Consider the following 23,796-nt stretch of genomic DNA (forward strand, 5'->3'; position numbering starts at 1 on the left):
GATTTGAGGAAAGCAAAAGCACCCGTGAATGCTCAATGCAGTTGGTGGAAATATATCCGGAGCCCAAGGGGAACTGGATGTTCCATCGATGCGCGCGTTGGGGGAGAGACTTTAGGCAATTGCGACGACGCGGATCGAGCAGATAGTCGGTCAAACACTTTAAGAAATTGGGAAGGGTCTGGCCTCTGATACACGCCCGCCCACAGCAGGCCGGTATCACCTCATATAACTCTTTGAACTTTTGGTCTTGCTTTGCGAAAAGGTAGAAGGCCTTCCAAATTCCAAAAAAACAGCCGATTGACGACAGCTGCAACGCCTCGAACGAATGACTGTCTATTGCTCGCCGACGATTGATAGTCCTTTCGTTCATCTGGGGATGGTCTGGATACCCTTCCCTATCCTGCCAGTTCTTGTTGCTCTGCCAGAAATCTGATCAATCGCATCTTAACCGCAAGCATTTGTTGCGTTTCAATGGCATCTACATGTTGAGCAACCCACAGTGGAACTGACATTGGCGGCATGAGGTCGGGAAGCCTCAGCAGCCGATGGTCCCTGTCACCGACAAAACATGGCAGAACAGCTATTCCGCCCCCAACCGCTGCCATTTCCTGCAAGGTCAGAAAACTGTCCGCAGCGATCGTTATCTGATCACTAGCAACATTGGCATCCATCCAAGCCCCTGCAATTGACCTCGCCAAGGGGCCGGTCAATCCGAGCCATTTGGTCTGTGCATCATTGACGGCATAGGCCGCAAAAGCCAATTCTGCAGCAACCTCGCCAACCATATCCTCTGGCAATCGAACCGAGGGGCGCACCGCAATGCTTGCTTGCTCACGTGAAAGATCCAAATGGGTGTTGCTGCTCAACAGCGTGATGGCAAGATCCTGCTCTTCAACCTGCAATGCATCGACAAAGGCGGGCAAGACCGCACGACACAGGGTGTCCGTGGACGTCACGCGGACGGTCCCCCGCAGTGTTAGCCGCCCACCGCTGGCCAATCGGTGCACCTCTTGCATCGCAACCGCTGCAGAATGGGCCGCGCGAATGATATGTGCACAGTCGGCAAGCAGTTGATACCCTTGCGATGTCCGCTCAAACAGGACGGTCCCGTACCGGTCTTCAAATGCACTTACCCTACGCAGGACGGTTGCGTGGTTTACGCCAAGATGTTTGGCGGCCTGTAAGACCGATCCTGTTTCTGCCACGGCCAGAACATATCGCAGATCGTCCCAATTTTCGTTGTGCATAAATTGAGTACCCACTCCGCAAATATTGTGACTGTTTCTAAATTAGTGAACATCTACCCTAGGGGCAATTGAAAGCTGGAAACCATACTGAAAGGGGTGCCAAAATGCGGAAGTTCAATCTCACAATCCTATCTGCGATTGTCGGTTCTGTCGCTGTACTTGCCTATGCGGACGGCCATATCAGCGACAAACAGATCTCCGCAGGCATTAAAGCACGCCAATCTCAAATGCAGCTTTACGCCTTCAACCTTGGTGCGTTGGGGGCGATGGCCAAAGGGGACGTCCCCTACGATGCTGACGCGGCAGGCAGTGCTGCAAATAACCTCGCCGCACTCGCGTCACTGAGCCAGGCGGGCTACTGGTTGCCCGGTTCTGACAGCAACAGCGTCGAAGGTAGCCGCGCTCTTCCGGCGATCTGGGCGGCCGATAGTAAAGTGGGTGAAAAAGGCAAAGCCTTCTATGACGCAGTGATTGCGATGCAAGCCGCTGCAGGCACAGACCTTGGCGCATTGCAGGCAGCGATGGGCGCGGTGGGCAAAAGCTGTGGCAGCTGCCACGAGGATTACCGCAAACCAAAAGGGTAGTCCAAAGGCAGACCGATTGTTGTATTTCAGACCAAAGGAACAATAGATGAGTTTTGCAAAAATCCTGGCAACGGGGGCATTCGTTCTGGCCTGCGCGGCCCCGGCCTATGCTGCAGACCTTTACAAGACCGACCAAGGTCACACCGAAGTTCGCATTGCGTGGAGCCACGCAGGTGTATCCATGCAGCATGGTGAGTTCACCAACGCAGAAGGCACGCTGATGCTCGACCAAGACAATGTCGAAGCGTCCAGTCTTACAGCCACGATTCAGGCGGCCAGCATCTCAACTGGATTTGGACCACTGGATGAGCACATCCGCACCGCTGATTTTCTGGAGGTCGAAACCTACCCAACGATCACCTTTCAGAGCACCGCAATCAGCCGGACGGGGGATACGACCGCAGACATTACCGGCGATCTGACATTGCACGGTACCACCAAGCCGGTCACGATGGCCGCGACGATGACGCACCTTGGCGATCATCCATTGGGCGCTTTCCTTGACTATTACAAAGGCGACTGGGCTGCATTTGCAGCGACGATGGAAATAGATCCAGCTGAATTCGGTGTGGGCATGACCATTCCCGTTGGCAAGCTGGTCATTGAGATCAGCACAGAGTTGAAAGCGCCAGGTTGAGCGCACTACCGTCTGGCGAAATTCAGGAGGAGCAGGAACTGTGAGTTGGCCCTCAGGTTTTGCTTCTTTGGATATTTCAAATATGCACGCTCGCCCGACCAAGAGCTGATCCAGATACAGTGTGGGTATGGCAGAGGTTGAAGCGGCAAGTCGCTGGAACAGGTTTGTGCCAAGCATCCGCCCACTTCATATGGTCGAGGGCACTGACATTGAGGCCAAGCTATTGAAGCGAAAAATTGCGACCTGAGTTCAGCATAAACCAACACGGACCACTCACCATACTTGGGGGATGCGCAGCTTTGTAAGACCAAAGTCGGTAATTCCGACAGGATCGCGCGGTTATGCTGATTCAATCGGCGCACCATGCTTTTCGATGAGGTTTCTTGAATGTTCTCTAATGGCGGCGTCGAGCCATACAACCGAAAGGATGACTCAATGATCGGATTTAGAACTGCAGTATTGATACCCTTTGCTATCGCCAGTCACATTGGCATGGTGCAGGCCCAGGACCACGCGATGGGATTTTTTGTGACCAGCGTGGGGTTGGGCAACGGTGCAGACTTAGGGGGGCTAGAGGGGGCTGATGCGCATTGTGATGCGCTCGCGACCGCAGCTGGCAGCGCCGGTCGGACTTGGCGCGCCTATCTCAGCACACAAGAGGAGGGAAAGCGTGGTGTGTCCGCCCGATACCGCATTGGCAAGGGCCCTTGGTACAATGCAAACGGAGAGCTGGTGGCCAGCGATCTTGATGAATTGCACTTGAACCCGAATATTATCAAGCGGACGGCCGTTGATGAAAATGGGGCCAAAATCAATGGCGTCGGTGATAGCCCGAACGAACATGACATACTAACGGGATCCATGGTGGATGGGATGGCTTACTTTCCCTGGGCCGAGGGTGATCACACCTGCAGCAATTGGACCAGTTCCGGCGAGGGAAGCGCGCAGGTCGGCCATCATGACCGTCATGGCGGCGGTAACACGTCTTGGAACTCGGCACATGGTTCCCGAGGGTGCAGTCAGGACGCGCTGACGGGGACGGGCGGTGCGGGACTGTTTTACTGCTTTGCAGCTGAATAGTTGGCTCAACTTGTGGATTGGCAGTTGGGGTTGCCAATCCAACATCCTCCTCACGTCCATCCCCTTGCCTTTTAGGGACCTGCGGACGGCCAAAGACCTCAGACCTTAGTCTGAAATCCCGTCAGACCATTGAGCCAAAACTCCTAGACGATCAGCCGATGTGACAGGCGCGATTGAGCGCGATAGTTGCACCACCAATCAACTCAGGAGAATGAACATGGCACGCTCAAAACTACTACTCTCAACGTCTCTCTGCCTCGTGTTTTCTGCTCCGGCGTTTGGTGCAAGCCAGAGCTTTGGGCAGATTGATGTCAACAACGATGGCTCGCTGAGCCGCGATGAACTCGCATCTGCGTTCGGCGCAAGTGGTGCAGATCGCGTTCTGGGCCGTTCTGACCGGAACAACGACGGCCGGGTGAGCCTCGCCGAAGCACGATCATCCCGGGATGGCAACGAAAGCGATGACGAGGAGGATGACGACGAAGAAAGCGATGATGGCGAAACCAATAGTGGGGGTCATAACGAGAGCGACGACGAAGAAGGTGACGACGGCGAGAGCAACAGTGGCGGTCACAACGAAAGTGATGACAGCGGCGAAAGCGACGACTCAGGTGAAAGTGATGATGGCGGAGAGAGTGACGATGGTGGAGAAGGCGGCGAAAGTGACGACTAAATGCCTGCCCAATAGCGTCTGAGCGAGGAGACGAAAAGTCTGGCTGGCTTCACCAGGATGCCAGCCGGATCACCCTTGCTTTCGCTCGAACTTTTGCCTCAACTTTGAACCAAACCCAAGTAACTCCAGATGCACCATGATTTCAGAAACCAAGTTTGAAAAACTCTTCTCATCGCCGCTTTTTCGATATGACGTGGCCAATCACGAGGCGCTCAGCGCGGAACTCCTGAAAGAAGGGGCAGCCATGCGGCGCGAAGATGAGGGTGTCACGAAGTCAAATAGGCGTGGTTGGCATTCCGCTGGTAACCTGTTTTCGCGGAAAGCTGATTGCATTGTTGAGTTGCGCGTAGCCGCTGAAATGGCTGTGATTAGTGCGACACGGAAAATGACCAAGAAGGTTGACCCGGGAGAACTAAAGCTGAAGTTGTTCGGATGGATGAACGTCAATCCCCTGAATGGCTACAACGCCCCGCATACGCACCCGGGCGCGCATTGGTCGGGGGTCTACTATGTTTCCCAGCCAGACACGGATGAAGGGGACTCTGGCATGATCGAATTTGTCGCCCCGCGCGTTGATCTGCCTCATTGGGAAATACTGCAGACCAGCGCGTTTCGCCTAAAGCGACGGATCAGGCCTGCGGCAGGTGAGATTATCCTGTTTCCATCTTACCTTTTGCATTGGGTGTATCCCAACGAAATGGATGAAGATCGCGTAACGGTCGCGTTCAATGCAACCTTCCGAAAATAAAGGGTCTTTCAGCGCCTTTGACAGACGGATGCTGACCTGCAACTGATCGTGATCTTGCAGGGACCAAAGTCCATTGGAATACATTTTCACCGCCTTATAATCGATGCCAATTGAATTGAGTGATGTGAGGCGATGAAGCCGCTAGAGACGACAAAAATCCTACTGATGACCTCGGTCTTTGCGGTCGTTCCATACCGTTTAGAAACGGATCTTGCAGGGAAGCTCACGCTCGTTGCATCCCTTGCACATGCTGAGAGCGGTTCTGGGAGTGATGGTAACGGTGGCGATGGCGGCGAAGGTGGAGACGATGGCGGCGAAGGCGGTGACGATGGTGGCGAAGGAGGAGATGACGGCGGCGAAGGTGGAGACGATGGCGGCGAAGGAGACCGCAAAGCGCCGCGAGCGGTCAAAGTTCAGAAGCTCGGGAATGGCGCCCGCATTTTCTTCAGCGACGGGAGTCGTGAGGAGATCCGAAACGGCAGGTATGTTCGTTTAGACCGCAACGGACGCGTTCTCGAAAGAAGGCGCGCGCGGAGCAGTGACCTAGCACGGGTCCGCGCGTTGACTGGCGGACAAGGAAAAATAGTTGAAGCCGCACCATCTGGAGTGAAATCTCGTGCAGTCCGGGCCACATATCGTGGAAACAACGCTGAGATATTGTATGCGAATGGTTGGCGCGAAGAGATATCCTCAGGACGATACAGCCTGATGGATCAGTATGGCAGAACTGTCTCCTCGCGCCGCGCGACGCAAAAGGACCGAAATCGGCTAAATCGCTTTCGCAACAAATAGGTCGAAGGAGTCGAACAAATCATTTGTTCCAGGCGTCATGGGCGATCAATGCGGCCTCTACTCTGTTGCGGGCGTGAAGTTTGCTCAGAATCACGGTCATGTAGTGTTTCACCGTCTTTTCCTGAAGCTCGAGCGCATCCGCTACCTCTCGGTTGCTTTGACCTGTTGCGACCAAACGCAGGATTTCTTCTTCCCGTTTGGTGAGATCGTCTATTGGATTGTGCGTGTTCGCCTTTGGTGCCTGCATGATCTTCAGAACCTGCGCTGCAAGACCGGGGGACACATGTGCTTCGCCCATTGCGATCCCTTTCAGAACCCGCCGTAACTCTTCTGCGGAAACACCTTTGAGAACATACCCAATTGCGCCCACCTGCAGGGCATTGGTCACATCGGTGTCGTCTTCTGACACTGTCAACATCGCCACGTGACCTGCAAGCTTTTCAGCGACGATCTCTTTGGCGGCCGTGATCCCATTTCCCGGCATCGACAAATCCAAGAGAGCCAGGTCCGGCTTGTGCTTCCGTGCCATAGCGATTGCTTCCTGTGCCGTCGCTCCGGTGCCAATAACATCAAACTCTCCGGTTTCAGACAGGCTTTGAACCAACCCATCCCTGAAAATTGGATGGTCATCCGCTACGATCATTGTGATGGTCATGTTAGTTCCTTGGTTGCTATCTCAAGGGCAAGGACGGTGCCTTTGCCGATGCTGCTTTTGATGTTCAATGTTCCGCCAATACTCTCAGCTCGGTCCTTGAGACCAATCAAACCCTGCCCGCCACTTTCGTCGAGTGGGACTGGATTATCGAAGTCAAACCCCTCGCCAGCGTCTTCGATGATGATCCTGACACATTCAGGCGCACCGATCACCGTGACGACAGCGGCGTCGATTTTCCCATGTCTGAACGCGTTGGACAGTCCTTCCTGAAGAAAACGGTATATGCAGAGTTTTTCAGCATAGCTCAGCGTCTTGGGTTCTGATCCTTCAAACCTCAGGTCGACGCTAAGCCCTGATTGCGTTTCCCGCTCTGTCACAGCTCGACGGACGAGCCCTGCTACATCAAGCTCTTCAAGCTCGGGTAGGGCCAGACCACGTGATATCGCGCGGATTTCTTCCAAGGCCTTGTCCAGTGAGGAACGGATTTCATTGCGAATGTCGGTTGCTCCGCCTTTGCCAAAGCCAGAATCCAGCCGCAAAGCCGCAAAGGAAAGGTGCTGCGCAGGTCCATCGTGCAGGTCAGATCCAACGCGCCTTATCGTCTGCTCGGTTTGCGCTGTTGCGCGCTGGTTGGCCGTGATGGCACGCTTTCTAAGAGTGTCATTTTGGATCGCAAGCTGCTCCGAGGCCGCCAACTGCGCCTTAAGTTCAGCACGTTGCACTTCAATCGTACGCCCGCCTGCCTTTACGATGCCAATAAGGAGCAAACCACTTAGCGCAAATGCTGAACCAACCACCATCTATGTCGTGCGTTGCGCATTTGACAATTCGATCTGCAGGGCGTCAGCGCGTTCGTAGAATTCGGCAACAGCGATGATCTCGCCGCTAAAGACCTCGTGGATTGGACTATAAACTTCCAGCAAAGGTACACCAAGCGAAGCTTCCGACGCGTCTTCGGGATCATTCAGATCCTCAAAAGACGCTGAGACCTCCCCCTGCCAGGCCGCGCGGAGATCATCAGAGGGTTCAAATTTTTGCCCTGCAAGCGAGGGATCAGAAGCGTGAACAATCAAACCGCCCTTTTTCCAGATTTTGTAGGATACAATTCGATCGCTTAAGGCTGTACTGGAGAAGATCTCTATCATCGCCTGCTGTGCGGGATCTGAGAGTTCGGTCCCGTCTGCCAGATCTTGCGTGACAGGGGAGATAAAGCTCTCAACATAGTTTGCTGCGGTGATCGCAAAGTTCTGCACCGCAGCCTGCTCAATTCTGTGCGACACCCATGATCCCACCGCAACCATTGCGATCAGCATGACTGCGCCGCCGGCCAATATGAATTGACCAGGCAACGACAAACGCTTCCAAACTTGCGAAGCAGAGTTTTGGCTCATCCGGATAGTCTAACTTGAGTAGTCAATACCGGAAGGGACTTTCGTCTGAAGCTAATCGTTATTGTGGGAGTCCGCGTCTGGACAATCCTATCCAAGCGATTTGCAGCGGACTATCTTTGCTACGCCACCTTTGATGCGGCCTCGCAGCACGCTCGTACCAATTTTCTGCGAGCCGTTGAATGTCTGCTATGCGCAACAGATCTTGCCTTCTTGGATCGGGGGACAAGGCACCGTTGCGTATGAACAGTACACGCAGCAATCGCCTTCGAGCGGCTTAAGGACAGTCTGGCACGACTTGCATTCATAGAACCACTGGCAGGCGTCGGTGGGCATGGTTTCCGTCTCGACATGCCCGCATGACGGACAGGTCAGCGTGGATTCAAAGACTACTTTTGTTTCTTCTGACGCCATAGCGCGTACCCCGTCAGTATGAGAAAACCTGACAAGATCGGCAGCAAAACAGCGTCTTTGTAGAGAACGCCAAGCAGGCCCGTCAGACCAAGTGCAGTGAGCACAATCGGCAGCAACGGCGTGAAACAGCAGAGCATCACAAAGATCGTGCCGCCCAGACCAAGTGCCAGTAGTTTGTTCTTCATTGGGTCGATCTCCACAAATCCCACATGAACCGTTGTGCTGAGGCTTCCCAATATGGCGATGACAGCGCAACCAAGAAGGCAGTGGTGGCGAGGGATGCCCAGACGATAGCGGATCGCCTACGCCTTGCGCACGCGTAGGGCCATATCACTTGTACCATGCACCACCACGGCTGATGATTGACAGCCCGATTGGCAACACACAGTAAGATGCCGATAACAATGCGAGAAGTGCCGCGAGTGGCATAACCAGCCGCGCGGCTAAACCGGGTTCAGTCTCTATTTGTTGATTTGCGTTCAGGTCCATTCTGCGGTTTTAGTTCCTGTAGTGGCTACAGGAGCAAGCACAATGTTCACCATTGGCAAGGCATCAGAACAAAGCGGCGTGAACATCGAAACGATCCGCTATTATGAGCGCGAAGGCGTCGTTCCAAAGCCGGGGCGGTCGGCGGGAGGGCGCAGACTATATTCACCCGATGAAATTGCGAAATTGAGGTTTGTGCGGCGATGTCGAGACCTGGGTTTCCCAATCTCAATCATCCAGACCTTCCTGTCGCTGACTGAACAAGATGATCGAAGTTGTGGTGAGGTGAAGACGTTGGCAGAAAATCATCTGGATGAAATCAACGCCAAGATTGAAAACCTGACACGCCTCCGCGAAGCACTTTTAAGCCTGTCCTCGAATTGTGACGAAGGGACTGCGGCTTGTCCGATGCTGGACTCTCTCATGAAAGGCGGTCTTGGCGAAAACAGACCAGAGCAAGGTAGACATTGAGCTTGCTTTTGCCAACGCAGCTTTGTCCCACACATTCCCCGTTCGCCAACGGTTCCATCATGCACTTGCAGCAAATGGCCGGTTCGACGGGCCGCACCGCAGCTGACGGTGACCCGGGTGAATGGCAGCAAAGGGCCGTCCTCATCCGTGATTCAGCCCGCTTGGTTGCGGGATCCTGCGCCGCCTTCGTTGACCGCGAAGAGCCCACTCCGTCAAGCGCTGCGCCGCGAACGAAAGTCCGGTCTAAGTGAATGCTGAGTTGTCTATGGCTTTGTCGCAATCTGGCTTACGTAAGACATAAAGCCGAAGAAGGTCTTCTCAGCCACCCGGCGTCGTGCCTCGGCCTTCAACGCCTCTGCTGTTTCGGGAAACAGAACACGTTCTTCGATCATACGGTCGGCACCTCGGTCTATGACAGTCAAGAAGTATGTCGCTTCTGCTTCGGCGACGTATCCATGCCCCTTTCGTGCCCCAAGTTGAAAGCCCGTCTTGGCGAGTATGCCGGAGACTTGTCGCATGATCCAAAGGTTGGTGACGTTTTGATTGATCATGAACCGAATAAGTTGATCTAGCGGATCGAAATCTGCAATCTGTGCCGTCGCGGTATCGTAATCGCCGTCGCAAATCGCCAACACACCGCCCGGCTTCAGGATGCGGAAAGCTTCCTGCACAACAGCTTCAGGGCCGGGCACGTGACACAGCAAGGTATGCATCAAAACCAGGTCGAATGAGGCGTCCTCAAACCCCGTGTCCTTTGCATCACCGATGTCGAAGCTGAGCCGTGTATCATTTCCAAAGCTCTTTTTCGCCCGTTCAACCATCACCGGTGAAGGTTCCAGCCCATGCGCTGTTTTCGCGCCAGCAAGGTCCAGTAGGTCCTTGGTTACGTGGCCTGTGCCGGACCCGAGTTCCAACGCACGCGCATCGCTCGGGAGCTTTAGGTCACTCAAGTAGGCCTTGCGAATTGCGACCTGTGCGGGCTCAAGGCAACGGGCTTCCATCGCCGCTGCTATACGTTCCTGAAGCGCAGTGTCTTGTGCGCCAAGATCAGAATATGGATCAGACATGGCTTAGCTCTCAAAATACATCCTGCCGAAATGCTAGACACACTTACCCAAGAAATCAAAAAAACCGGGCCTTTGAGCAGCTCGATCAGACGGTAACTTGGTGTCCCGCGACCCGGTCATACGCATTGTGGAAATGCTGCACGCTGCGCGAAGGTCCGCTATGCGGGCTGCGACCGCAGCATCTGGGCTCACCCGTCAGCGGCAGCTAATGGGATGTACCGGCTGCTTCACCCAGCAGGTTAGGCTTGGCCTATTTCACCTGCAGATAGGAGAAGTAGCATGGCGAAGAGCGACTTTGATGAGCTGATGTCGGTTGGCATTGATATCGGCAAGGACACATTCCATATCGTGGCATTTGACCCTGATGGGCAGTTGGTGATGCGCAAACAGATCAAACGGCTGGCGCTGGTTCAGACGTTTGAGAGGCTGCCCCGTTGCGTAGTCGGCATGGAGGCGTGTCTGAGCGCTCACTTTGTCAGCCGGACGCTCCGCAAGATGGGCTTCGAGCCTCGGATCATGCCCGCAATATATGTAAAGCCGTTCATCAAGGGCCAGAAGAATGACTACAACGATGCGGAGGCGATAGCTGAAGCTGCACTGCGCCCCAATCTTCCGATTGTCCCCGAGAAGAGCCAAGAACAGTTGGACCTACAGGCGCTCCATCGTGTTCGGTCACGGCTGGTGTCGCGCCGGACGGCGACAATCAATCAGATCCGCGCATTCCTGATCGAACAGGGCATTACAGTGCGCAAAGGTCTTCGGACTCTGAAGAACTCGTTCGAGACGATCCTAGAAGAGCGAAAGGACGAGATATCACCTCGCATGCGAACGATCCTGATCGGTCTCTATGGCGATTGGCTGTGGCTGGATGATCGGATCGATACGGTCTCGAAGGAGATTGAACACATCAGTCACACCGAAGAAAACTGCGTCAACGTAATGACGGTGCCCGGTATCGGTCCGATGATCTCGACTGCGATGGTTGCTGCCATTGGCACGGGAGAGGCCTTTGGTCGAGGCCGTGACTTTGCCGCATGGGTTGGGCTTGTACCACGTCAATACAGCACAGGTGGACGAACGGTTCTTGGGCGCATCTCCAAACGCGGCAGCCGATACTTGCGAATGCTGTTCGTTCAGGCCGCCAAGGTAATTTTGATGCGAACCAATCGATGGCCGGACTTCAGCTTTGGAGAATGGCTAACGCGAGCCGCAGAACGGATGAACCGCAACAAGCTTGCTGTCGCCCTGGCCAATAAGCTGGCGCGCATGGCGTGGAGCATACTGAGATACAAAACGGCGTTTGACGCGCCCAGAGACGAGGTCGCTATCGGCGTGTGAGCTGGATCGACCCAAAGGAGTTCGCGACTGAAAGAAAGCATGGAACGGAACAATTACGCACCCAGAGTCTGACGGCCCAAACGGTTATCTTAGACCTTGCCGCTAATTAGACCACGGCGCGTGCGTAACCCCAACAAGGCCACGACCCGCGTGTCGATCAGTAGGCCGGATACATATGAGCGACTTCCGAGAACATGCCAGAAATCACTTGCGAACAGCAGCCGGTACATACATTTGGGCCGTCCTCGTGGATGCATCTACACCCCACCGGCCACAGAGTGGGCAAGGAGCTCGATACGGGCAAAGGCAGATTGTGAAGGCGACTGCGGTTTTTGAGTTCCGCTGCCGTGCTCGTCGGTTCTAGGCCTTGCGTACTTCACCCATCTGATCGAGCTGTTGGGCGAACGCAGATTCCTCAATCTCTTCTGACAATGCGCGCGTGAAAAAGGCGGCTTGGGTTTCCAGGGCAAGACCGTTCGTCGGCGGATCGCGATCCAGGTTTGTTGGAAAAGAATACCCTTCGGCGGTTGCGGCGATTACCGCAGACAATTCCGCTGCGCTCAACCTTCCTTCTTCCCTGGCCCGGACCGCGTACGGAAACAGCAGCTTGCACATCGTGTCCCGATCGACAGTTTCCATTGCGCGACCGAAGGCTGACGACACCTGCAATAGGTTTGCGAAACGGTGGATGCTAGGACTCGTGTTGGCTCCGGCAGCGTGAAACAGAGCAGGGGAGAAAAACACGGCATCTCCTTTGGCCAGCGGTAATTGCACATGGCGTTCTTCGAAAAGTGCCCGAAAGTCATCCCGGCGCCATGCTGCATAGCCCGGACGATATGCTTGCGAAAAAGGCAGCAGTTTGGTCGGGCCGCTGTCCAAAGGCATGTCGCAATGTGCGACTGCGCCCTGAAGCGTCAGAATTGGCGAGACGTCGTGGACGTGCGCGGGATATGACGCGCTGACGTCGGCGGTTTGAAATCCCAGATGATAGTCGCGATGAGCCTGCTGAGCGGCGCCGCCGGGGTGCACCAGGTTGACCTGTGCAGTCATCTGATAATTCGGCCCCAGCCAAGCTTCGCAAACTGCCGCGATGGAAATGTTTGAGAAGTAGTCAAGAAATACCTCGGGCGAGGCTTCGCAGAGCTTTTGAAGAGCGTTCCATATCCGATCATTCGATCCCGATGCCGCGAAGTGATCGCCTGCGCCCCCGTTTCCCTGCTTCTCTTCCGCGATTATTCCTTCGTAGATGCGGGTTGCCCGATCCAGAACCGCCGTATCGGCATAAGCTCCCTTCAAGGCCACGACCCCCGCGCCGGCGCGCAGGACCTGCGCCCATTCCGCCATGACCTCTCGGCGGGTCTGGTCATTTTCGAGAGCCGAGCGCAGGTTCGTCATGTCGTAGATCGGGATGTTCTTTTCAATGCCGGCCGCGTGCGGCACCTGCTCGCCGCGTGTCGTTTGACTTATGAGTGCCGTGAACTCCCCCAGATCACAGGTATTGGGGTCGTAGTAGGCGATCGTGTTGTCGACAGTATCTGTCATCATGGCTCCTCCCTTGTCTCGAATAGGATAAGGTGGCGGGGATTGCGTTGGACCAAAAAGCGCATCAAAAACACATCAAATGACACACCGCTTTCCTATAAAAGAGATCGCGCGGCAGGCAGGTCTCGGCACTGCCACCGTCGACCGGGTTCTGAATGGCCGGGCCCATGTGAGCCCGCAGACAAAGCTACGTGTTATGGCCGCAATAGAAGAGTTGAAGGCCCAAGAAGCCCAGCTTGCTGCCCGTGGAAGGCGTTTGTTCTTCGATTTCGTTGTTGAGGCACCATCACGGTTCAGTCGCGAAGTGAAAGCGGCCGCAGAGGCCATACTGCCTCAGATCGGAACCGCTGTTTGCCGTCCGCGATTTCTGTTGCAGGACATTATGGAAGAAGAGGAGGTCGTTGCGGCGCTCGGGCGGATCATGAAACGCGGAAGCCAAGGTGTCTGCCTCAAGGCCCGGGACACAGCAAAAATAAGAAAAGCAGTCAAAATGCTGGCTAAAGCCAGAATCCCCGTGGTCACGCTTGTAACGGATATCGGAAGCCCCGATCGGCTTGCATATATCGGGCTGGACAACGCCAGTGCTGGACGCACTGCTGCCTACCTTATCTCGCGAACGCTTGGGGATGGTCAGGGAACGGTCTTGGCCACGCGCAGCCATGAAGGCTTTCTGGGAGAAGAAGAGCGCGAGTCGGCATTTATCGAAGCACTAGCTACCAACTGCCCTGGTCTGCAGGTCCTGGCTATCCAGGGCGGCAGCGGAATGGATTTTGAAACGTCAAAGCTCCTGAGGAATTCCTTGGGCGACATTCACGATTTGAATGCGGTCTATTCGATGGGGGGCGGCAACCGATCGATCCTACGCACGTTGAAGGACAACGGGCTGCGCCCCAAGGTGTACGTGGCTCATGACCTTGATAAGGAAAACCGAGAACTTGTTCTGCACAGGCGCCTTGACTTCGTGCTGCATCACGATTTGCAACTGGACATAAGAAACGTCTTCAACGCCTTCTTGTCCTACCATCGGCTATCTAACGATCCGTTGGAGACGCCAATCTCAACCGTTCAGGTCCTGACGCCAGAGAATGTTCCACGGTGAGTTTTCCGATCTGAGTGTGCACTCTGACCTAGATAAGTCGAAACCATCGGCTTGTTTGGCAACGCCTGATCAATTCCGCAGACCGTGAGTGCGTGTAGTTTCTAGCTTTGTGCTTGCAGCGAACGACGGGAATGCGGGCTGCGATTGCAGAATACTAGCGGCTTGCCGAATGTCTCTTATGGGCCGCCAGCGAGAGCGGTACAGGAATTCTGAATATCAAAAACGCCGCACATGCGGTGTTGTGGACATTACCGTCAAAAGATGAAGGACTCGCGATGCAGTCTGCCTTCGTCGACGTTTAATTCGGAAAGTGCCGCTTCGCACCAAGTCATCAGAGCCTCAGGTCCACACAAGTAGACCTCTCGTGTGTCGAGTTCTGAGATGGGCTCAAAATCGTCAATCTGAACGCGCCGCTCTTTGAGATATAAACCATCCTCAGAGAATGCCTCTCTTAGATCATCCTGCGCAGCTCTTTCGGCCATTGGGTCAAGACCTATGCTGTGAAACACCGTGATGTGAAGTCTCACATTGGCCGAGAGCGCGTCGCTGTGTTTTGAAAAGTGTTCCAGAACCTTGATGTCGTCACCCCGACCGGAAAAGTACAGTTCGATCTCTGTCAAATTGGGTCGCGTGTGCGCCTGCGCCATCTCAAGGATACCGTCCCACATCGCCATGAACGGTGTGATGCCGACGCCGCCTGCGATCCAAAGCATCCTAGGGGGGACTTCAGGTGGATCGCCGCCATTGCCTTGGGAAAAGCAACTAAAGCCTGCCCCGGTGCCTTTGAATGCAATTGGCAGCTGCTCTTCGATCAGCTTGTGGGCGTTGTTGTGTAGGACATTGGACATCAAACCACCCGGCTTACGTTTCACCGTGACGCTCACCCTATTGGTTGGACGAAACGCATTATCTCTTGTGTCAAATCCAGGCGTGCTCGAAAGCGTCCAAGTGCGCATGTAATCCTCATTGACGAGCTGCGGGTTCGCTTCGTTCATGTGACTGTATCCGGCATCTAACAGCCCCGAAAAGTCGAACACACCGAACCCACCGGGCAGCGGTGCGTTGATCGGTTCCGAAAGCTCAAAGTTGAAAGTCTTGATGCTGTCAGACAGCGTGTTGGTCGAAATGAGCGTCGCCGATATTGGCGCGTCGTTTTCACCAGCAACCAGCTCGTGGCCCATCTGCTCCATTTCCTGGCGCAGGTATTTCACTGGCGGATTGTAGGGTGAGAGTTGCTCGCTGGACGTCAGTTTTAGGTTGAGTCCTTCTTTAACAAAGACGGCCCCGGTTACCTTGATGCGCGTCAGAAGGCTTGCCCGTGGCATCAGTGCCGCGGCTGCGTCATCCATCAGGTTTTCAGCCTTACCCGTCACATAAAGGATATCGCCGGTTTGAAAGTCAGGAAACACCAGCCCGACCTGTGGGTCGAACTCAATATTGCCCAAGGATTGATAAAATCGATTTCCGGAATGGTCAGGTAGCACCAGATACGTCGTGGTGCGGTCGCCCTTGGTTTCTTCGTAAAGGCGCGTAAAACCTGGTGCGCCGCCGCGATGGTTGACGCCCATATCGGTCTGGGCCCCTGAAGTGGTACCATCAGCACTGTGCTTGGTCGCCAGAAATACCGTGCTCGCACGACCGACAACCACCTTGGCCTCGTTCGGAAGCGCCGTCGTGCTGGTTTCAAAACTGTCATGCAAAAGTTCAGCGGTGCGCGGTACGTGCGCCAAGCTGCGCACAGTGATGTACTTTGGACAGTTCCCGAGGTGCTGATCGGACACCAATCGCAAACTGACTCTGCCTGCGTCATCGACACTAGCGGCCTCGATTGACCCGGCGATCTTGTTCCGGCGCCGGTTGGTGAAATCCACGCCCACCCCAGCGAAAAGCCGCCCTGCGCCGTCCGCCTTTGTGGCGTGCTGCAAGGAAAGGGCGAAAGGATCATGCGGATTGGTTTCGGCAACCACATCCATTTGATTGTGACCGGTTACCTGAATACCGATCGCTGGATCACTTTCGGAACCTGTGACCAACAGGCTGGCCCACGGACGCCCGTGGCCATCAAGCGTTGCCAGTGGCACATATGGCAGACCGGCAAAGAACTCGGCGTGTTGCCGTGGCATGTCCGCTTGGATGTACTGCGGAATGGATTCGGCGAGCTCTCTTGGCGTCTTGCGAAGTTCCTGAAGCCGCCGCTCACCCTTATGGGATGTATGTAGCTGAACCATGTCTTGACCCTTTCATCCGCCGAACGGCTAAAGCCCCAAATCGCTTAGCTCCGGGTGATCATCCGGGCGCCGTCCTAGCAGCCAGCGGAACTTGCGGTCGGTTTCCTGAATGGGATGCTCATTGATGCTGGCAAAGCGCTTGGCCATATAGCCGTCATCATCAAACTCCCAGTTCTCGTTGCCATAGGCCCGAAACCAGTTGCCGCTGTTGTCGTGATACTCGTAGGCGTAGCGCACCGCGATGCGGTTGCCGTCGTGGGCCCACAGCTCTTTGATCAGCCGCTAGTCCAGCTCTTTGGCCCATTTGCGGGCCAGGAACTCTTGGATCTGAGCGTGCCCTTCGGGGAATTCCGCGCGATTGCGCCACTTGCTGTCCGGTGTGTAGGCCTGTGCAACTTTTGCCGGATCACGGCCATTCCAGCCGTCTTCGGCAAGGCGCACTTTCTTGGCTGCCGTCGCTTTTGTGAACGGTGGCAACGGGTGACGTTGGGCTTCGGCTGTCATGTCAAAGTTCCCTTATTCAGCCACAAGGCCGACAGCCGTCGCTGGCATAGCTTCGAAATTGGGCAGCGCCTCGAAACGGGCAATCCAGGCGCGCACATTCGGATATGGCTCAAGCGAGACATTCCCTTCGGGCGCGTGGGCTGTGTAGGAATAGGTGGCGACATCCGCGATTGTCGGACGATCTCCAACAAGCCAATCCCGGCCGTCCAGACCCTGCTCCAGCTTTTGCATCGCCTTTTCCGCCGTCGCTGCGGCAAAGTCTGGATCCAGCGGCGCGCCAAAGACGGTGATCAACCTCGCAGCGCAGGAGCCGAACGCAATCTCGCCCGCAGCAAGCGTCAGCCAGCGCTGCACATTGGCCTCTGCTAACGCGTCGGTTGGCATCCAGTCCGGCGCATAGGTCCGCGCGAGATAGACGAGGATCGCGTTCGAATCCGATACAACAACCTCACCATCCTCGAGAACGGGCACTTGTCCATTCGGGTTCATCGCGAGGAATTCGGGTGATTTATGCGCCCCTGCGGCCAAATCAACAGGGACGGCCTCATGCGGGATCCCAGCAAGTTTCGCAAAAACCAAAGCGCGGTGCGCGTGACCTGATTTTGCAAAGTGGTGAATGCGAACGGCGATTGACATTTGTGGCTCCTGTTCTGTTGTCGGGCGCGAGACGACAGGTACGCATTGTGCATTCCGGCGATAATCGCCTAAATTTGGGAAAGTCTAAGCCCTGGGAGGGCGCAATAAGATGGACAAGATTGATCGTATGCGCGCCTTTGCACTCGTCGCGCAGAACGCCTCGTTCACTGTCGCGGCACAGCGCATGGGGCGTTCTGCCCGCTTGGTCAGCAAATACGTGGCCGATCTGGAAAACGCGCTTGGGGTCCAGTTGCTCAACCGGACGACGCGCAGTGTTTCTTTGACAGATGCGGGCGCGACGTATCTGTCCCTATGCGCGCCGCTGCTCGACGGATTTGATGAGCTGGAAGAGCGGGTCCGAAACGAACAGACGTCGCTGCGTGGCGCGATACACATCTCCGCGCCCACGGGGTTCGGAGCCCTGCGGCTTGCCCCTTCTCTGGCCAGGTTTGGGGCGAAACACCCCAACGTTGAACTGGATCTGCAATTCTCGGATCGTCGGGTGTCGATTGTCGAGGAAGGGTTCGACCTCGCCATTCGGATTGGCCCGATGCGGGACAGCTCGCTCAAAGTCCGGCAACTTGGTCGTATGCCTTTGGTTGTCTGTGCATCGCCCGACTATTTGGCGCGAACAGGTGTGCCCAGCCATCCCCGCGCGCTGGCCACCCATGAATGCATTCTAGATGGCAATATGACGGAACCCGCCGTGTGGCGGTTCAAGGTCAACGGCACAGAGGAACTCGTGTCCGTCAACGGACGTTTTCGGATCAACGCCCCCGCCGCCTCGGCTCGGCTTGCGATGATGGGCACCGCCATTGCCCGCTGTCCCGCCTACACGGTCGCCGAGGCCTTGAGAACCGGCGACCTGGTCGAGCTTTTTGCTGAACACCGCGTCTCGCCATACACTGTCGCAGCACTTTTCCCGCAAAACCGGCGGCTGACGACAAGGGTGCGCGCCTTGATCGATCATTTGGCAAGCGATCCAGACCTGTGCCCTGACGGTCACGCAACCGCTTAATTTGAAAGAGCGCTACGGGGCCTTGCGCGGTACTTTCGCCACGTCGACAAACGCCCTCAGGCGTCGGGTCATATTACGTTTGCTGCGATAATTCAGCGAATAGCGGGGCAGTTGTTCCAGATGGTCGTTGAGTACTTCGGTCAGGCCGCCCTCGCGTAAATAGGGAGAAGCGATTTCCCGGTAGACATACGCCAGCCCAAGCCCGTGTTTCGCATAAGCGAGAAGAGTTCGCATATCGTTCGCAACCATGCGCGGTTTGGGCCGCAGCGTGTAGGCGCCGTCCAGCCCGGAAAATCCCCAAGGGGCAAGGTTGTCACCCGACCCAAACGCATAGCAGATGGCATCGTGATCCAGGATGTCACGCGGATGGGAGGGTGCCCCTCGCTGCGCGAGATAGTCATCTGACGCAACGATGGTCATAGCCAGTTCCGGTCCCACGGCAACGGCATGGGTGTCTGGCGCCAGAAAGGTGGTTGAACGGATAGCGACGTCAACTCCGGAAGTGAGAAGGTCTACTTTCCTGTCATCATAGATCACCTCGACATCCACACTTGGAAATGCGGTCGCAAACCGCGCGACCAGATCATCGAGAAAGAAGGGCCCTGCACTGTAAGGCGCCGAAAGTCTCAAAGTGCCGGCGACCTCATCCTTCTGGTCATGAATATCATCCAGTGCACCTTCGAGATCGATAATGGAGGGGAGGCTCTTAGCGTAGAATTGTTCCCCGATCGGCGTCAGCGCGACAGAGCGTGAGGAACGCTCAAGCAGTCGTACACCGAGACGGTCTTCAAAGCGCTGGACAGCCTCACTGACTGATGCGGGGGCTTGTTGAAGATGTTCCGCAGCCGCGCGGAACCCACCACGCCGTGCAACCTCCACGAAGACACGAATGTCGGCAAAATTGCTACGGGCCATTGTTCGCTTATCCGATCATAATGTCAGGAAAATACGCTCTTATCCTAACGATATCAGCGACGTACATATGCAGCAAGACGCGAATTCAAGATGCGAAGAAGTGGTCGATGACCGGTTCTTCACTCAAAAAACCAAGGAGCAAGACCATGACTGAACGTGAAGAAATCCAAGCCGCCATCGACGAATGGAACAATGGCCTCGACAGCGGTGACATCGAGCGGATGGTGGCGTCCTGCCATCCCGACGTCATGACAATCAATGAACGCCAGCCTGTCACCGTTGGCACGCAGGCAATCCGTGACAAATACAATCCGCGCATCGCAGCGGCGGAAATCACGTCCGGCTACGACATCGAGGATCTGCAATTCTACGGAGATACCGCCATCGTGTCCGGCCGCTTCCACGGCACGATGAAAATGCGCGACACAGGCGAGCTCAAACGGCCAGAGGGGCGCCTGGTGCTTGGCTACAAGCGCGATGAGGGCGGCGCATGGAAGATGTTCCTCGACATGGACAACAACGGCCCGACCTGAGCCCTCGCGGCTGCGCCCAACCAGGCGCGGTCCCGTCCCTCTGACACACCCGACTGCGCAAGGAACTTGAGATCATGAGCCCCCTAGAAATCGTCAACGAGGAAATCGTGGCCCTCCACGTCTTCTTCACCGAATGGTTCAATGGCACCGTTGACCGAGACTTATTGGAGCCCCGGTTCTTGTCGCGGCTGCACAAAGACGTCCAGTTCATCCCCCCTGAGGGCATGGTGATGACCGCAGATATCATTCGAGAAGGGTTTAGCCGCGGATACGGCACCACCCAAATTTCCGGAGCCATATCCGCGATGTCGATATTCGCTATTTCCGAGGAGATCTCGTGCTCGCAACATACACGGAATGGCAAACCGGGGCCGTCCTGTCGGATGAGGCAAACAATGCCCGCCGGACCTCTGTTCTGATTGAAATGACCAACTCCATCACGTGGCTTCATATTCAGGAAACTTGGCTTCCAGATCATGAACGGAATGCCGGTTCTTTCGACTTCTGATCCCCCCAAATGAAAGTAACGACATGACACAACACATCGCCCATAGGCCCCGTGACATCGCGGATTGCGTCAGCGCCTATCTGCAAGAGGGAGATCTGGATGGCATCACCTCGATGTTTCATCCAGATTGCCAGATATTCTTTCCACCCGATCAGCCCCCCAGACAGGGGATTGCAGGTGCACGGGCTGCCTTTGAAGGCTTTATGGACGTCCGCCCACAGATCCAAAGCGAAGTGTTCAGTGAAGTGATTGTCGGTGACATTGCCTTGCTACGCGCGAATTGGAGCGTTGTTGCTCCGGACGGTACTGTGATGGCCGAAGGTCAATCCACCGAAGTCGCCAAAAGGTTGGAAAACGGTGGTTGGGGCTATCTGATTGACTGCCCCAACGGGCCTCCAATCATAGGCTGATCGTATTTCAAGATCGTGTTTTCCGACTTGATTGGCACCGTGAAACGTCGTCCACGGTGCCAACTGTCTTGTTTCTGACTTTACTCGGCAGCGATCGCGGTGACGTTGCTGGGTGTTTCGAACACGCCCAGGAATGTGTCTGGGTGAGGACGGCGGCGGTAGTTGTCTGTCTCGTCGCCGAAGATCACGTTGCCTTGCTCATCCAGAGCGATGACAGTCGCCATGACCGTATCGTTCGGGTAGCCGGGCATACCGGACGGAGCGCCGCCCATATCTTCGATGCCGAGGGCTTTGGCTGCGCGGAGGTCTTCGTCCTGCAGGATTTCGAAATGCGTAGGCAGGTCCATGTCTTTCGCCAGCTTCGCCGAGTTTTCAAAGCCTTGGTTGGAGATGAATTTCACCTGTACGCCATTCGCACCCAGACGATCAGCTTGCGCCTTCACGTCCTTGAGCTGGTTCATGCAGAATGGGCACCAGTTTGCGCGGAAGAAGACCAGCAGCGTCTTGTCACCGGTAAATTCCGAAGAAGACACGGGCGTCTGATCAAGGCGGTGCAGCGGCAGCTCAGGCAATGCCTGACCTTTCACGATGGCCTTGCTTGGGGTGCGCTTGTAGTTCGAAAAGATGTGGATGTACCACTGCATGGACAGTGCGCCGTAGAGGGCCAGACCGATGGAGGCGTATTCTGCCGTAGTCGATGGACCACTGCGACCGAAGAGCGAGTAGGCCACGAAGGCAACAGCAGCCAGATTGATCAACTGGATCACGGGCAAGTTTTTCGAGGTACGGGAGAGGCCAAGGGCACCGGCCAAAACCATCAGGAAGAATGGCATGGTGAAGGTGGCGAAGAATGTGCCGATCCAGATGGGATCATAACCAGAATACCAGAACATAACGGCGGAGCCGACGCCTGACAGCATGTTGGTCATGATGTATGGGAGAATTAGTTTGCCTTTCATTGGTCTCGTCCTTTCGAGTTCGATTTGTTGGTCCTGCGGCGGCCTGGTTGCTGCGTTTTGCGGGGAGCCTTGAATTGGTGAGATGCGCGGCCCGACATGCGGGCCGCACGGGGAGCGTTATTCAGCGGCAACAGAGGCAGCGAGGTTGTCGAGAACCGGGAACAGGTCCGCAGGCTCAGGGCGGCGGGTGTAATCGGGGTTCACCTCCACATAGGCAATGCTGCCGTTGGTATCCACGACGTAGCGGGCTGGCATCGGCAGGTTCCACTGACCGTCGCCATGGATGCGCGGCAAGTGAACACCAAAGCCGTCGTGGACCGGGATCACATAGTCTTGCAGCGTCCAGCGGATGCCGAATTTCGCGGCCAGCTCACCATTCTTGTCCGTCAGGATCGGGAAACTCAGCTCATTGTCTTTCTGGGATTTGCGGCTATCTGCGGCACCCTGCATTGAGATTGCAACAAGGGTTGCACCACGGGCGCGGATGTCTTCGGCGACAGCTTCAAGGGCCTTCAGTTCGATGTTGCAGTAGGGGCACCACACACCGCGATAGAAGATCAGAACGACCGGGCCTTTGGTCAACAGGTCTTTCAGAGCGACTTCGTTACGATCCGAATCCGTCAGCACGAAATCAGGAACATCATCGCCAGCCTTGAGAGCGCGTTCGGCTTGGCCGCTGTCGATCAGCTCTTGGGTGGACCGGCCAAAGGCTTCAAATGCGCCTTCGGGGGCCATCGTCTTGAATTGTTCTTTGAAAGCGTTGAGTTGGTCTTGGAGGGTCATTTTTCATTCCACTTCGAGGGTTTGTGTTGTGTTCAATCGAATGGGCGGCACGTTTCTCAATCCGCCTCGCTCCTTGGATGCCGAGGAAGCGCGCTGCCTGTGTAGACAATATTGAGCATTTGATATTTCGTTGGTAGAATGTGGAAATGACTAACTGTTATTCATTTTCCAAATGACTGATAACATTGCTGCGCTTCGTCTTTTTTGCCGTGTGGCACGCACCGAAAGCTTCACAGCGGCAGGAAAAGAGATCAGTCTCTCTCAACCCTCCGTTTCCCGAATAATCTCCAAGCTTGAGAAAGACCTGGGTGCCGCTCTGTTTGTGAGAAGCACGCATGCCGTGAAACTGACTGAAGTTGGTGTCAATTATCTGGACAGAGTGGAAGGCATCATCGCATCTCTCGACGAAGCCAATCATCTTGCCCGAGGAGATGGAACATTAAAGGGACGACTAAGAGTAGGCTGTGCAACCAGCTTCGCGGTCCGAGAGATCATCCCAAGAATCCCAGAATTCGTAGATGCACATCCTGAGCTGCAAATTGATTTTGTTCTAACGGATACAATGCAAGATCTGATAGATCAGGCAATTGATGTCGCCATTCGGTTTGGTGAGCTGGCAGACTCAACGCTGATTGCGCGGAAGATCGGTGAAACCCAACGCATGATTGTGGCATCGCCCGCCTATCTTGAAAAAGCAGGTAGCCCGAAATCACCGTCCGATCTGGCAAGTCATAAAATCATTCTGGGACCTGCGGGAAGAGGTGCTCAAGGTTGGAAATTCTCAAAGAACGGAAAGGCGCTCTCAGTTAAGGTCGATAGTCCCGTATCCGTCACAGTCAATGAAGCCGCTACCGCTGCTGCAGTTGCTGGGATGGGCATCATCACAACCAGTTACTGGGGATGCAAAGCAGAGCTTAAGACAGGGCAACTCGTTCGGTTGTTTCCAGAATGGGAGATTGGGCTTGTCTCCGTTCATGCCGTGCTGGCGGGTGGGCGCCATGCAAAACCCTCTGCTAAAGCGCTGACAGACTATCTCATCAAGTCATTTAAGAACTAATCCGTCAGACCTGCAACATAAGCA

At 55.3% G+C, this 23,796-nt stretch carries 27 protein-coding genes and 1 pseudogene; 14 read left to right on the forward strand and 14 right to left on the reverse strand.

The window, feature by feature from the left end; all coding sequences use genetic code 11:
* Window positions 1-395 precede the first annotated feature (395 nt).
* Window positions 396-1,247 carry a LysR family transcriptional regulator gene (locus ACOTTU_RS21435; protein ID WP_298920926.1) on the reverse strand — a complete coding sequence of 284 codons (852 nt, stop codon included), beginning with the start codon at window positions 1,245-1,247 and terminating at the stop codon, window positions 396-398.
* Between the two features lie 104 nt (window positions 1,248-1,351).
* Between ACOTTU_RS21435 and ACOTTU_RS21440 the strand changes: the two genes are divergently transcribed.
* The 6 genes from ACOTTU_RS21440 to ACOTTU_RS21465 all read left to right on the forward strand — a co-directional run bounded on the left by ACOTTU_RS21440 (window position 1,352) and on the right by ACOTTU_RS21465 (window position 5,465).
* Window positions 1,352-1,831 carry a c-type cytochrome gene (locus tag ACOTTU_RS21440; protein ID WP_298920923.1) on the forward strand — a complete coding sequence of 160 codons (480 nt, stop codon included), beginning with the start codon at window positions 1,352-1,354 and terminating at the stop codon, window positions 1,829-1,831.
* A 46-nt stretch (window positions 1,832-1,877) separates the two neighbouring features.
* Complete coding sequence (locus ACOTTU_RS21445) at window positions 1,878-2,468, forward strand: YceI family protein (protein ID WP_425661018.1); 591 nt, start codon at window positions 1,878-1,880, stop codon at window positions 2,466-2,468.
* Window positions 2,469-2,903: 435 nt separating this feature from the next.
* Entirely contained in the window at window positions 2,904-3,548 is a 645-nt protein-coding gene (locus tag ACOTTU_RS21450) for a hypothetical protein (RefSeq protein ID WP_425661020.1), read from the forward strand.
* A gap of 217 nt (window positions 3,549-3,765) precedes the next feature.
* A complete protein-coding gene (locus tag ACOTTU_RS21455) occupies window positions 3,766-4,221 on the forward strand; it encodes a hypothetical protein (RefSeq protein WP_425661021.1) in 456 nt (151 codons plus the stop codon).
* Between the two features lie 136 nt (window positions 4,222-4,357).
* Window positions 4,358-4,969, forward strand: coding sequence for a TIGR02466 family protein (locus ACOTTU_RS21460; RefSeq protein ID WP_425661023.1), 612 nt, complete (start codon window positions 4,358-4,360; stop codon window positions 4,967-4,969).
* Window positions 4,970-5,216: 247 nt separating this feature from the next.
* Entirely contained in the window at window positions 5,217-5,465 is a 249-nt protein-coding gene (locus tag ACOTTU_RS21465; RefSeq protein ID WP_425661025.1) for a hypothetical protein, read from the forward strand.
* A gap of 315 nt (window positions 5,466-5,780) precedes the next feature.
* Here the strand turns inward: ACOTTU_RS21465 and ACOTTU_RS21470 are convergent, their stop codons facing one another.
* The 5 genes from ACOTTU_RS21470 to merF all read right to left on the reverse strand — a co-directional run bounded on the left by ACOTTU_RS21470 (window position 5,781) and on the right by merF (window position 8,403).
* Complete coding sequence (locus ACOTTU_RS21470; RefSeq protein WP_425661027.1) at window positions 5,781-6,416, reverse strand: response regulator; 636 nt, start codon at window positions 6,414-6,416, stop codon at window positions 5,781-5,783.
* Window positions 6,413-7,216, reverse strand: a complete 804-nt coding sequence (locus ACOTTU_RS21475) for a sensor histidine kinase (protein ID WP_425661029.1) — start codon at window positions 7,214-7,216, stop codon at window positions 6,413-6,415. The genes ACOTTU_RS21470 and ACOTTU_RS21475 overlap by 4 nt, the downstream gene beginning before the upstream one ends.
* Complete coding sequence (locus ACOTTU_RS21480) at window positions 7,217-7,747, reverse strand: hypothetical protein (RefSeq protein WP_425661031.1); 531 nt, start codon at window positions 7,745-7,747, stop codon at window positions 7,217-7,219.
* Window positions 7,748-7,993: 246 nt separating this feature from the next.
* Complete coding sequence (locus tag ACOTTU_RS21485; protein ID WP_425661033.1) at window positions 7,994-8,218, reverse strand: GDCCVxC domain-containing (seleno)protein; 225 nt, start codon at window positions 8,216-8,218, stop codon at window positions 7,994-7,996.
* Window positions 8,194-8,403: a mercury resistance system transport protein MerF gene (merF, locus tag ACOTTU_RS21490; RefSeq protein ID WP_425661035.1), complete on the reverse strand. Its 210-nt coding sequence runs from the start codon at window positions 8,401-8,403 to the stop codon at window positions 8,194-8,196. Before merF ends, ACOTTU_RS21485 begins: the two co-directional genes overlap by 25 nt.
* Before the next feature lie 346 nt (window positions 8,404-8,749).
* Between merF and ACOTTU_RS21495 the strand changes: the two genes are divergently transcribed.
* Entirely contained in the window at window positions 8,750-9,175 is a 426-nt protein-coding gene (locus ACOTTU_RS21495; protein WP_425661037.1) for a MerR family transcriptional regulator, read from the forward strand.
* 263 nt (window positions 9,176-9,438) lie between these two features.
* On the opposite strand, the gene ACOTTU_RS21500 is transcribed toward ACOTTU_RS21495, so the two are convergent.
* Window positions 9,439-10,242, reverse strand: coding sequence for a class I SAM-dependent methyltransferase (locus ACOTTU_RS21500; protein ID WP_298922481.1), 804 nt, complete (start codon window positions 10,240-10,242; stop codon window positions 9,439-9,441).
* A 279-nt stretch (window positions 10,243-10,521) separates the two neighbouring features.
* Between ACOTTU_RS21500 and ACOTTU_RS21505 the strand changes: the two genes are divergently transcribed.
* The gene (locus ACOTTU_RS21505; RefSeq protein WP_425661040.1) at window positions 10,522-11,580 is read left to right on the forward strand and encodes an IS110 family transposase; all 1,059 of its coding nucleotides are present in this window, start codon (window positions 10,522-10,524) and stop codon (window positions 11,578-11,580) included.
* Window positions 11,581-11,940: 360 nt separating this feature from the next.
* Here the strand turns inward: ACOTTU_RS21505 and ACOTTU_RS21510 are convergent, their stop codons facing one another.
* Window positions 11,941-13,122, reverse strand: a complete 1,182-nt coding sequence (locus ACOTTU_RS21510; protein WP_425661042.1) for a phytanoyl-CoA dioxygenase family protein — start codon at window positions 13,120-13,122, stop codon at window positions 11,941-11,943.
* Window positions 13,123-13,201: 79 nt separating this feature from the next.
* On the opposite strand from ACOTTU_RS21510, the gene ACOTTU_RS21515 reads away from it, so the two are divergent.
* Complete coding sequence (locus ACOTTU_RS21515; protein ID WP_425661044.1) at window positions 13,202-14,221, forward strand: LacI family DNA-binding transcriptional regulator; 1,020 nt, start codon at window positions 13,202-13,204, stop codon at window positions 14,219-14,221.
* Between the two features lie 254 nt (window positions 14,222-14,475).
* Here the strand turns inward: ACOTTU_RS21515 and ACOTTU_RS21520 are convergent, their stop codons facing one another.
* The 3 genes and pseudogenes from ACOTTU_RS21520 to ACOTTU_RS21530 all read right to left on the reverse strand — a co-directional run bounded on the left by ACOTTU_RS21520 (window position 14,476) and on the right by ACOTTU_RS21530 (window position 17,589).
* On the reverse strand, window positions 14,476-16,449 hold the full coding sequence (locus ACOTTU_RS21520) for a pyridoxamine 5'-phosphate oxidase family protein (RefSeq protein ID WP_425661046.1): 1,974 nt from the start codon (window positions 16,447-16,449) through the stop codon (window positions 14,476-14,478).
* A gap of 27 nt (window positions 16,450-16,476) precedes the next feature.
* Window positions 16,477-16,953: pseudogene (locus ACOTTU_RS21525) on the reverse strand (DUF1348 family protein).
* A 12-nt stretch (window positions 16,954-16,965) separates the two neighbouring features.
* The gene (locus ACOTTU_RS21530) at window positions 16,966-17,589 is read right to left on the reverse strand and encodes a glutathione S-transferase family protein (RefSeq protein WP_425661048.1); all 624 of its coding nucleotides are present in this window, start codon (window positions 17,587-17,589) and stop codon (window positions 16,966-16,968) included.
* 109 nt (window positions 17,590-17,698) lie between these two features.
* Here ACOTTU_RS21530 and ACOTTU_RS21535 point away from each other — a divergent pair, with 109 nt between their 5' ends.
* Entirely contained in the window at window positions 17,699-18,607 is a 909-nt protein-coding gene (locus tag ACOTTU_RS21535; RefSeq protein WP_425661050.1) for a LysR family transcriptional regulator, read from the forward strand.
* A gap of 12 nt (window positions 18,608-18,619) precedes the next feature.
* Here ACOTTU_RS21535 and ACOTTU_RS21540 read toward each other — a convergent pair whose 3' ends face one another.
* The gene (locus ACOTTU_RS21540) at window positions 18,620-19,522 is read right to left on the reverse strand and encodes a LysR family transcriptional regulator (RefSeq protein ID WP_425661052.1); all 903 of its coding nucleotides are present in this window, start codon (window positions 19,520-19,522) and stop codon (window positions 18,620-18,622) included.
* A 146-nt stretch (window positions 19,523-19,668) separates the two neighbouring features.
* Between ACOTTU_RS21540 and ACOTTU_RS21545 the strand changes: the two genes are divergently transcribed.
* The 3 genes from ACOTTU_RS21545 to ACOTTU_RS21555 all read left to right on the forward strand — a co-directional run bounded on the left by ACOTTU_RS21545 (window position 19,669) and on the right by ACOTTU_RS21555 (window position 20,973).
* The gene (locus ACOTTU_RS21545; protein WP_425661054.1) at window positions 19,669-20,055 is read left to right on the forward strand and encodes a YybH family protein; all 387 of its coding nucleotides are present in this window, start codon (window positions 19,669-19,671) and stop codon (window positions 20,053-20,055) included.
* 74 nt (window positions 20,056-20,129) lie between these two features.
* Window positions 20,130-20,474, forward strand: a complete 345-nt coding sequence (locus tag ACOTTU_RS21550) for a hypothetical protein (RefSeq protein ID WP_425661056.1) — start codon at window positions 20,130-20,132, stop codon at window positions 20,472-20,474.
* A gap of 112 nt (window positions 20,475-20,586) precedes the next feature.
* Window positions 20,587-20,973 (forward strand): YybH family protein, encoded by a 387-nt coding sequence (locus tag ACOTTU_RS21555; protein ID WP_425661058.1) that lies wholly within the window; start codon window positions 20,587-20,589, stop codon window positions 20,971-20,973.
* 80 nt (window positions 20,974-21,053) lie between these two features.
* Here the strand turns inward: ACOTTU_RS21555 and ACOTTU_RS21560 are convergent, their stop codons facing one another.
* Both ACOTTU_RS21560 and ACOTTU_RS21565 read right to left on the reverse strand, forming a co-directional pair.
* A complete protein-coding gene (locus ACOTTU_RS21560; RefSeq protein ID WP_425661060.1) occupies window positions 21,054-21,902 on the reverse strand; it encodes a peroxiredoxin family protein in 849 nt (282 codons plus the stop codon).
* 147 nt (window positions 21,903-22,049) lie between these two features.
* On the reverse strand, window positions 22,050-22,715 hold the full coding sequence (locus ACOTTU_RS21565; RefSeq protein WP_425661062.1) for a peroxiredoxin-like family protein: 666 nt from the start codon (window positions 22,713-22,715) through the stop codon (window positions 22,050-22,052).
* 172 nt (window positions 22,716-22,887) lie between these two features.
* On the opposite strand from ACOTTU_RS21565, the gene ACOTTU_RS21570 reads away from it, so the two are divergent.
* Complete coding sequence (locus ACOTTU_RS21570) at window positions 22,888-23,772, forward strand: LysR family transcriptional regulator (protein ID WP_425661064.1); 885 nt, start codon at window positions 22,888-22,890, stop codon at window positions 23,770-23,772.
* Window positions 23,773-23,796 lie beyond the last annotated feature (24 nt).

The organism is Roseobacter sp. EG26 (genome assembly GCF_049830555.1).
Lineage (GTDB): Bacteria > Pseudomonadota > Alphaproteobacteria > Rhodobacterales > Rhodobacteraceae > Roseobacter.

Coding starts and splice junctions, on each gene's coding strand:
- ACOTTU_RS21560 (WP_425661060.1), bottom strand. CDS start 21,902: ATGACCAACATGCTGTCAGGCGTCGGCTCCGCCGTTATGTTCTGGTAT.
- ACOTTU_RS21510 (WP_425661042.1), bottom strand. CDS start 13,122: ATGACAGATACTGTCGACAACACGATCGCCTACTACGACCCCAATACC.
- ACOTTU_RS21445 (WP_425661018.1), top strand. CDS start 1,878: ATGAGTTTTGCAAAAATCCTGGCAACGGGGGCATTCGTTCTGGCCTGC.
- ACOTTU_RS21440 (WP_298920923.1), top strand. CDS start 1,352: ATGCGGAAGTTCAATCTCACAATCCTATCTGCGATTGTCGGTTCTGTC.
- ACOTTU_RS21535 (WP_425661050.1), top strand. CDS start 17,699: ATGGACAAGATTGATCGTATGCGCGCCTTTGCACTCGTCGCGCAGAAC.
- ACOTTU_RS21505 (WP_425661040.1), top strand. CDS start 10,522: ATGGCGAAGAGCGACTTTGATGAGCTGATGTCGGTTGGCATTGATATC.
- ACOTTU_RS21495 (WP_425661037.1), top strand. CDS start 8,750: ATGTTCACCATTGGCAAGGCATCAGAACAAAGCGGCGTGAACATCGAA.
- ACOTTU_RS21465 (WP_425661025.1), top strand. CDS start 5,217: ATGCTGAGAGCGGTTCTGGGAGTGATGGTAACGGTGGCGATGGCGGCG.
- ACOTTU_RS21460 (WP_425661023.1), top strand. CDS start 4,358: ATGATTTCAGAAACCAAGTTTGAAAAACTCTTCTCATCGCCGCTTTTT.
- ACOTTU_RS21550 (WP_425661056.1), top strand. CDS start 20,130: ATGAGCCCCCTAGAAATCGTCAACGAGGAAATCGTGGCCCTCCACGTC.
- ACOTTU_RS21530 (WP_425661048.1), bottom strand. CDS start 17,589: ATGTCAATCGCCGTTCGCATTCACCACTTTGCAAAATCAGGTCACGCG.
- ACOTTU_RS21545 (WP_425661054.1), top strand. CDS start 19,669: ATGACTGAACGTGAAGAAATCCAAGCCGCCATCGACGAATGGAACAAT.
- ACOTTU_RS21570 (WP_425661064.1), top strand. CDS start 22,888: ATGACTGATAACATTGCTGCGCTTCGTCTTTTTTGCCGTGTGGCACGC.
- ACOTTU_RS21540 (WP_425661052.1), bottom strand. CDS start 19,522: ATGGCCCGTAGCAATTTTGCCGACATTCGTGTCTTCGTGGAGGTTGCA.
- ACOTTU_RS21455 (WP_425661021.1), top strand. CDS start 3,766: ATGGCACGCTCAAAACTACTACTCTCAACGTCTCTCTGCCTCGTGTTT.
- ACOTTU_RS21435 (WP_298920926.1), bottom strand. CDS start 1,247: ATGCACAACGAAAATTGGGACGATCTGCGATATGTTCTGGCCGTGGCA.
- ACOTTU_RS21470 (WP_425661027.1), bottom strand. CDS start 6,416: ATGACCATCACAATGATCGTAGCGGATGACCATCCAATTTTCAGGGAT.
- ACOTTU_RS21485 (WP_425661033.1), bottom strand. CDS start 8,218: ATGGCGTCAGAAGAAACAAAAGTAGTCTTTGAATCCACGCTGACCTGT.
- ACOTTU_RS21565 (WP_425661062.1), bottom strand. CDS start 22,715: ATGACCCTCCAAGACCAACTCAACGCTTTCAAAGAACAATTCAAGACG.
- ACOTTU_RS21450 (WP_425661020.1), top strand. CDS start 2,904: ATGATCGGATTTAGAACTGCAGTATTGATACCCTTTGCTATCGCCAGT.
- ACOTTU_RS21555 (WP_425661058.1), top strand. CDS start 20,587: ATGACACAACACATCGCCCATAGGCCCCGTGACATCGCGGATTGCGTC.
- ACOTTU_RS21475 (WP_425661029.1), bottom strand. CDS start 7,216: ATGGTGGTTGGTTCAGCATTTGCGCTAAGTGGTTTGCTCCTTATTGGC.
- ACOTTU_RS21500 (WP_298922481.1), bottom strand. CDS start 10,242: ATGTCTGATCCATATTCTGATCTTGGCGCACAAGACACTGCGCTTCAG.
- merF (WP_425661035.1), bottom strand. CDS start 8,403: ATGAAGAACAAACTACTGGCACTTGGTCTGGGCGGCACGATCTTTGTG.
- ACOTTU_RS21515 (WP_425661044.1), top strand. CDS start 13,202: ATGACACACCGCTTTCCTATAAAAGAGATCGCGCGGCAGGCAGGTCTC.
- ACOTTU_RS21520 (WP_425661046.1), bottom strand. CDS start 16,449: ATGGTTCAGCTACATACATCCCATAAGGGTGAGCGGCGGCTTCAGGAA.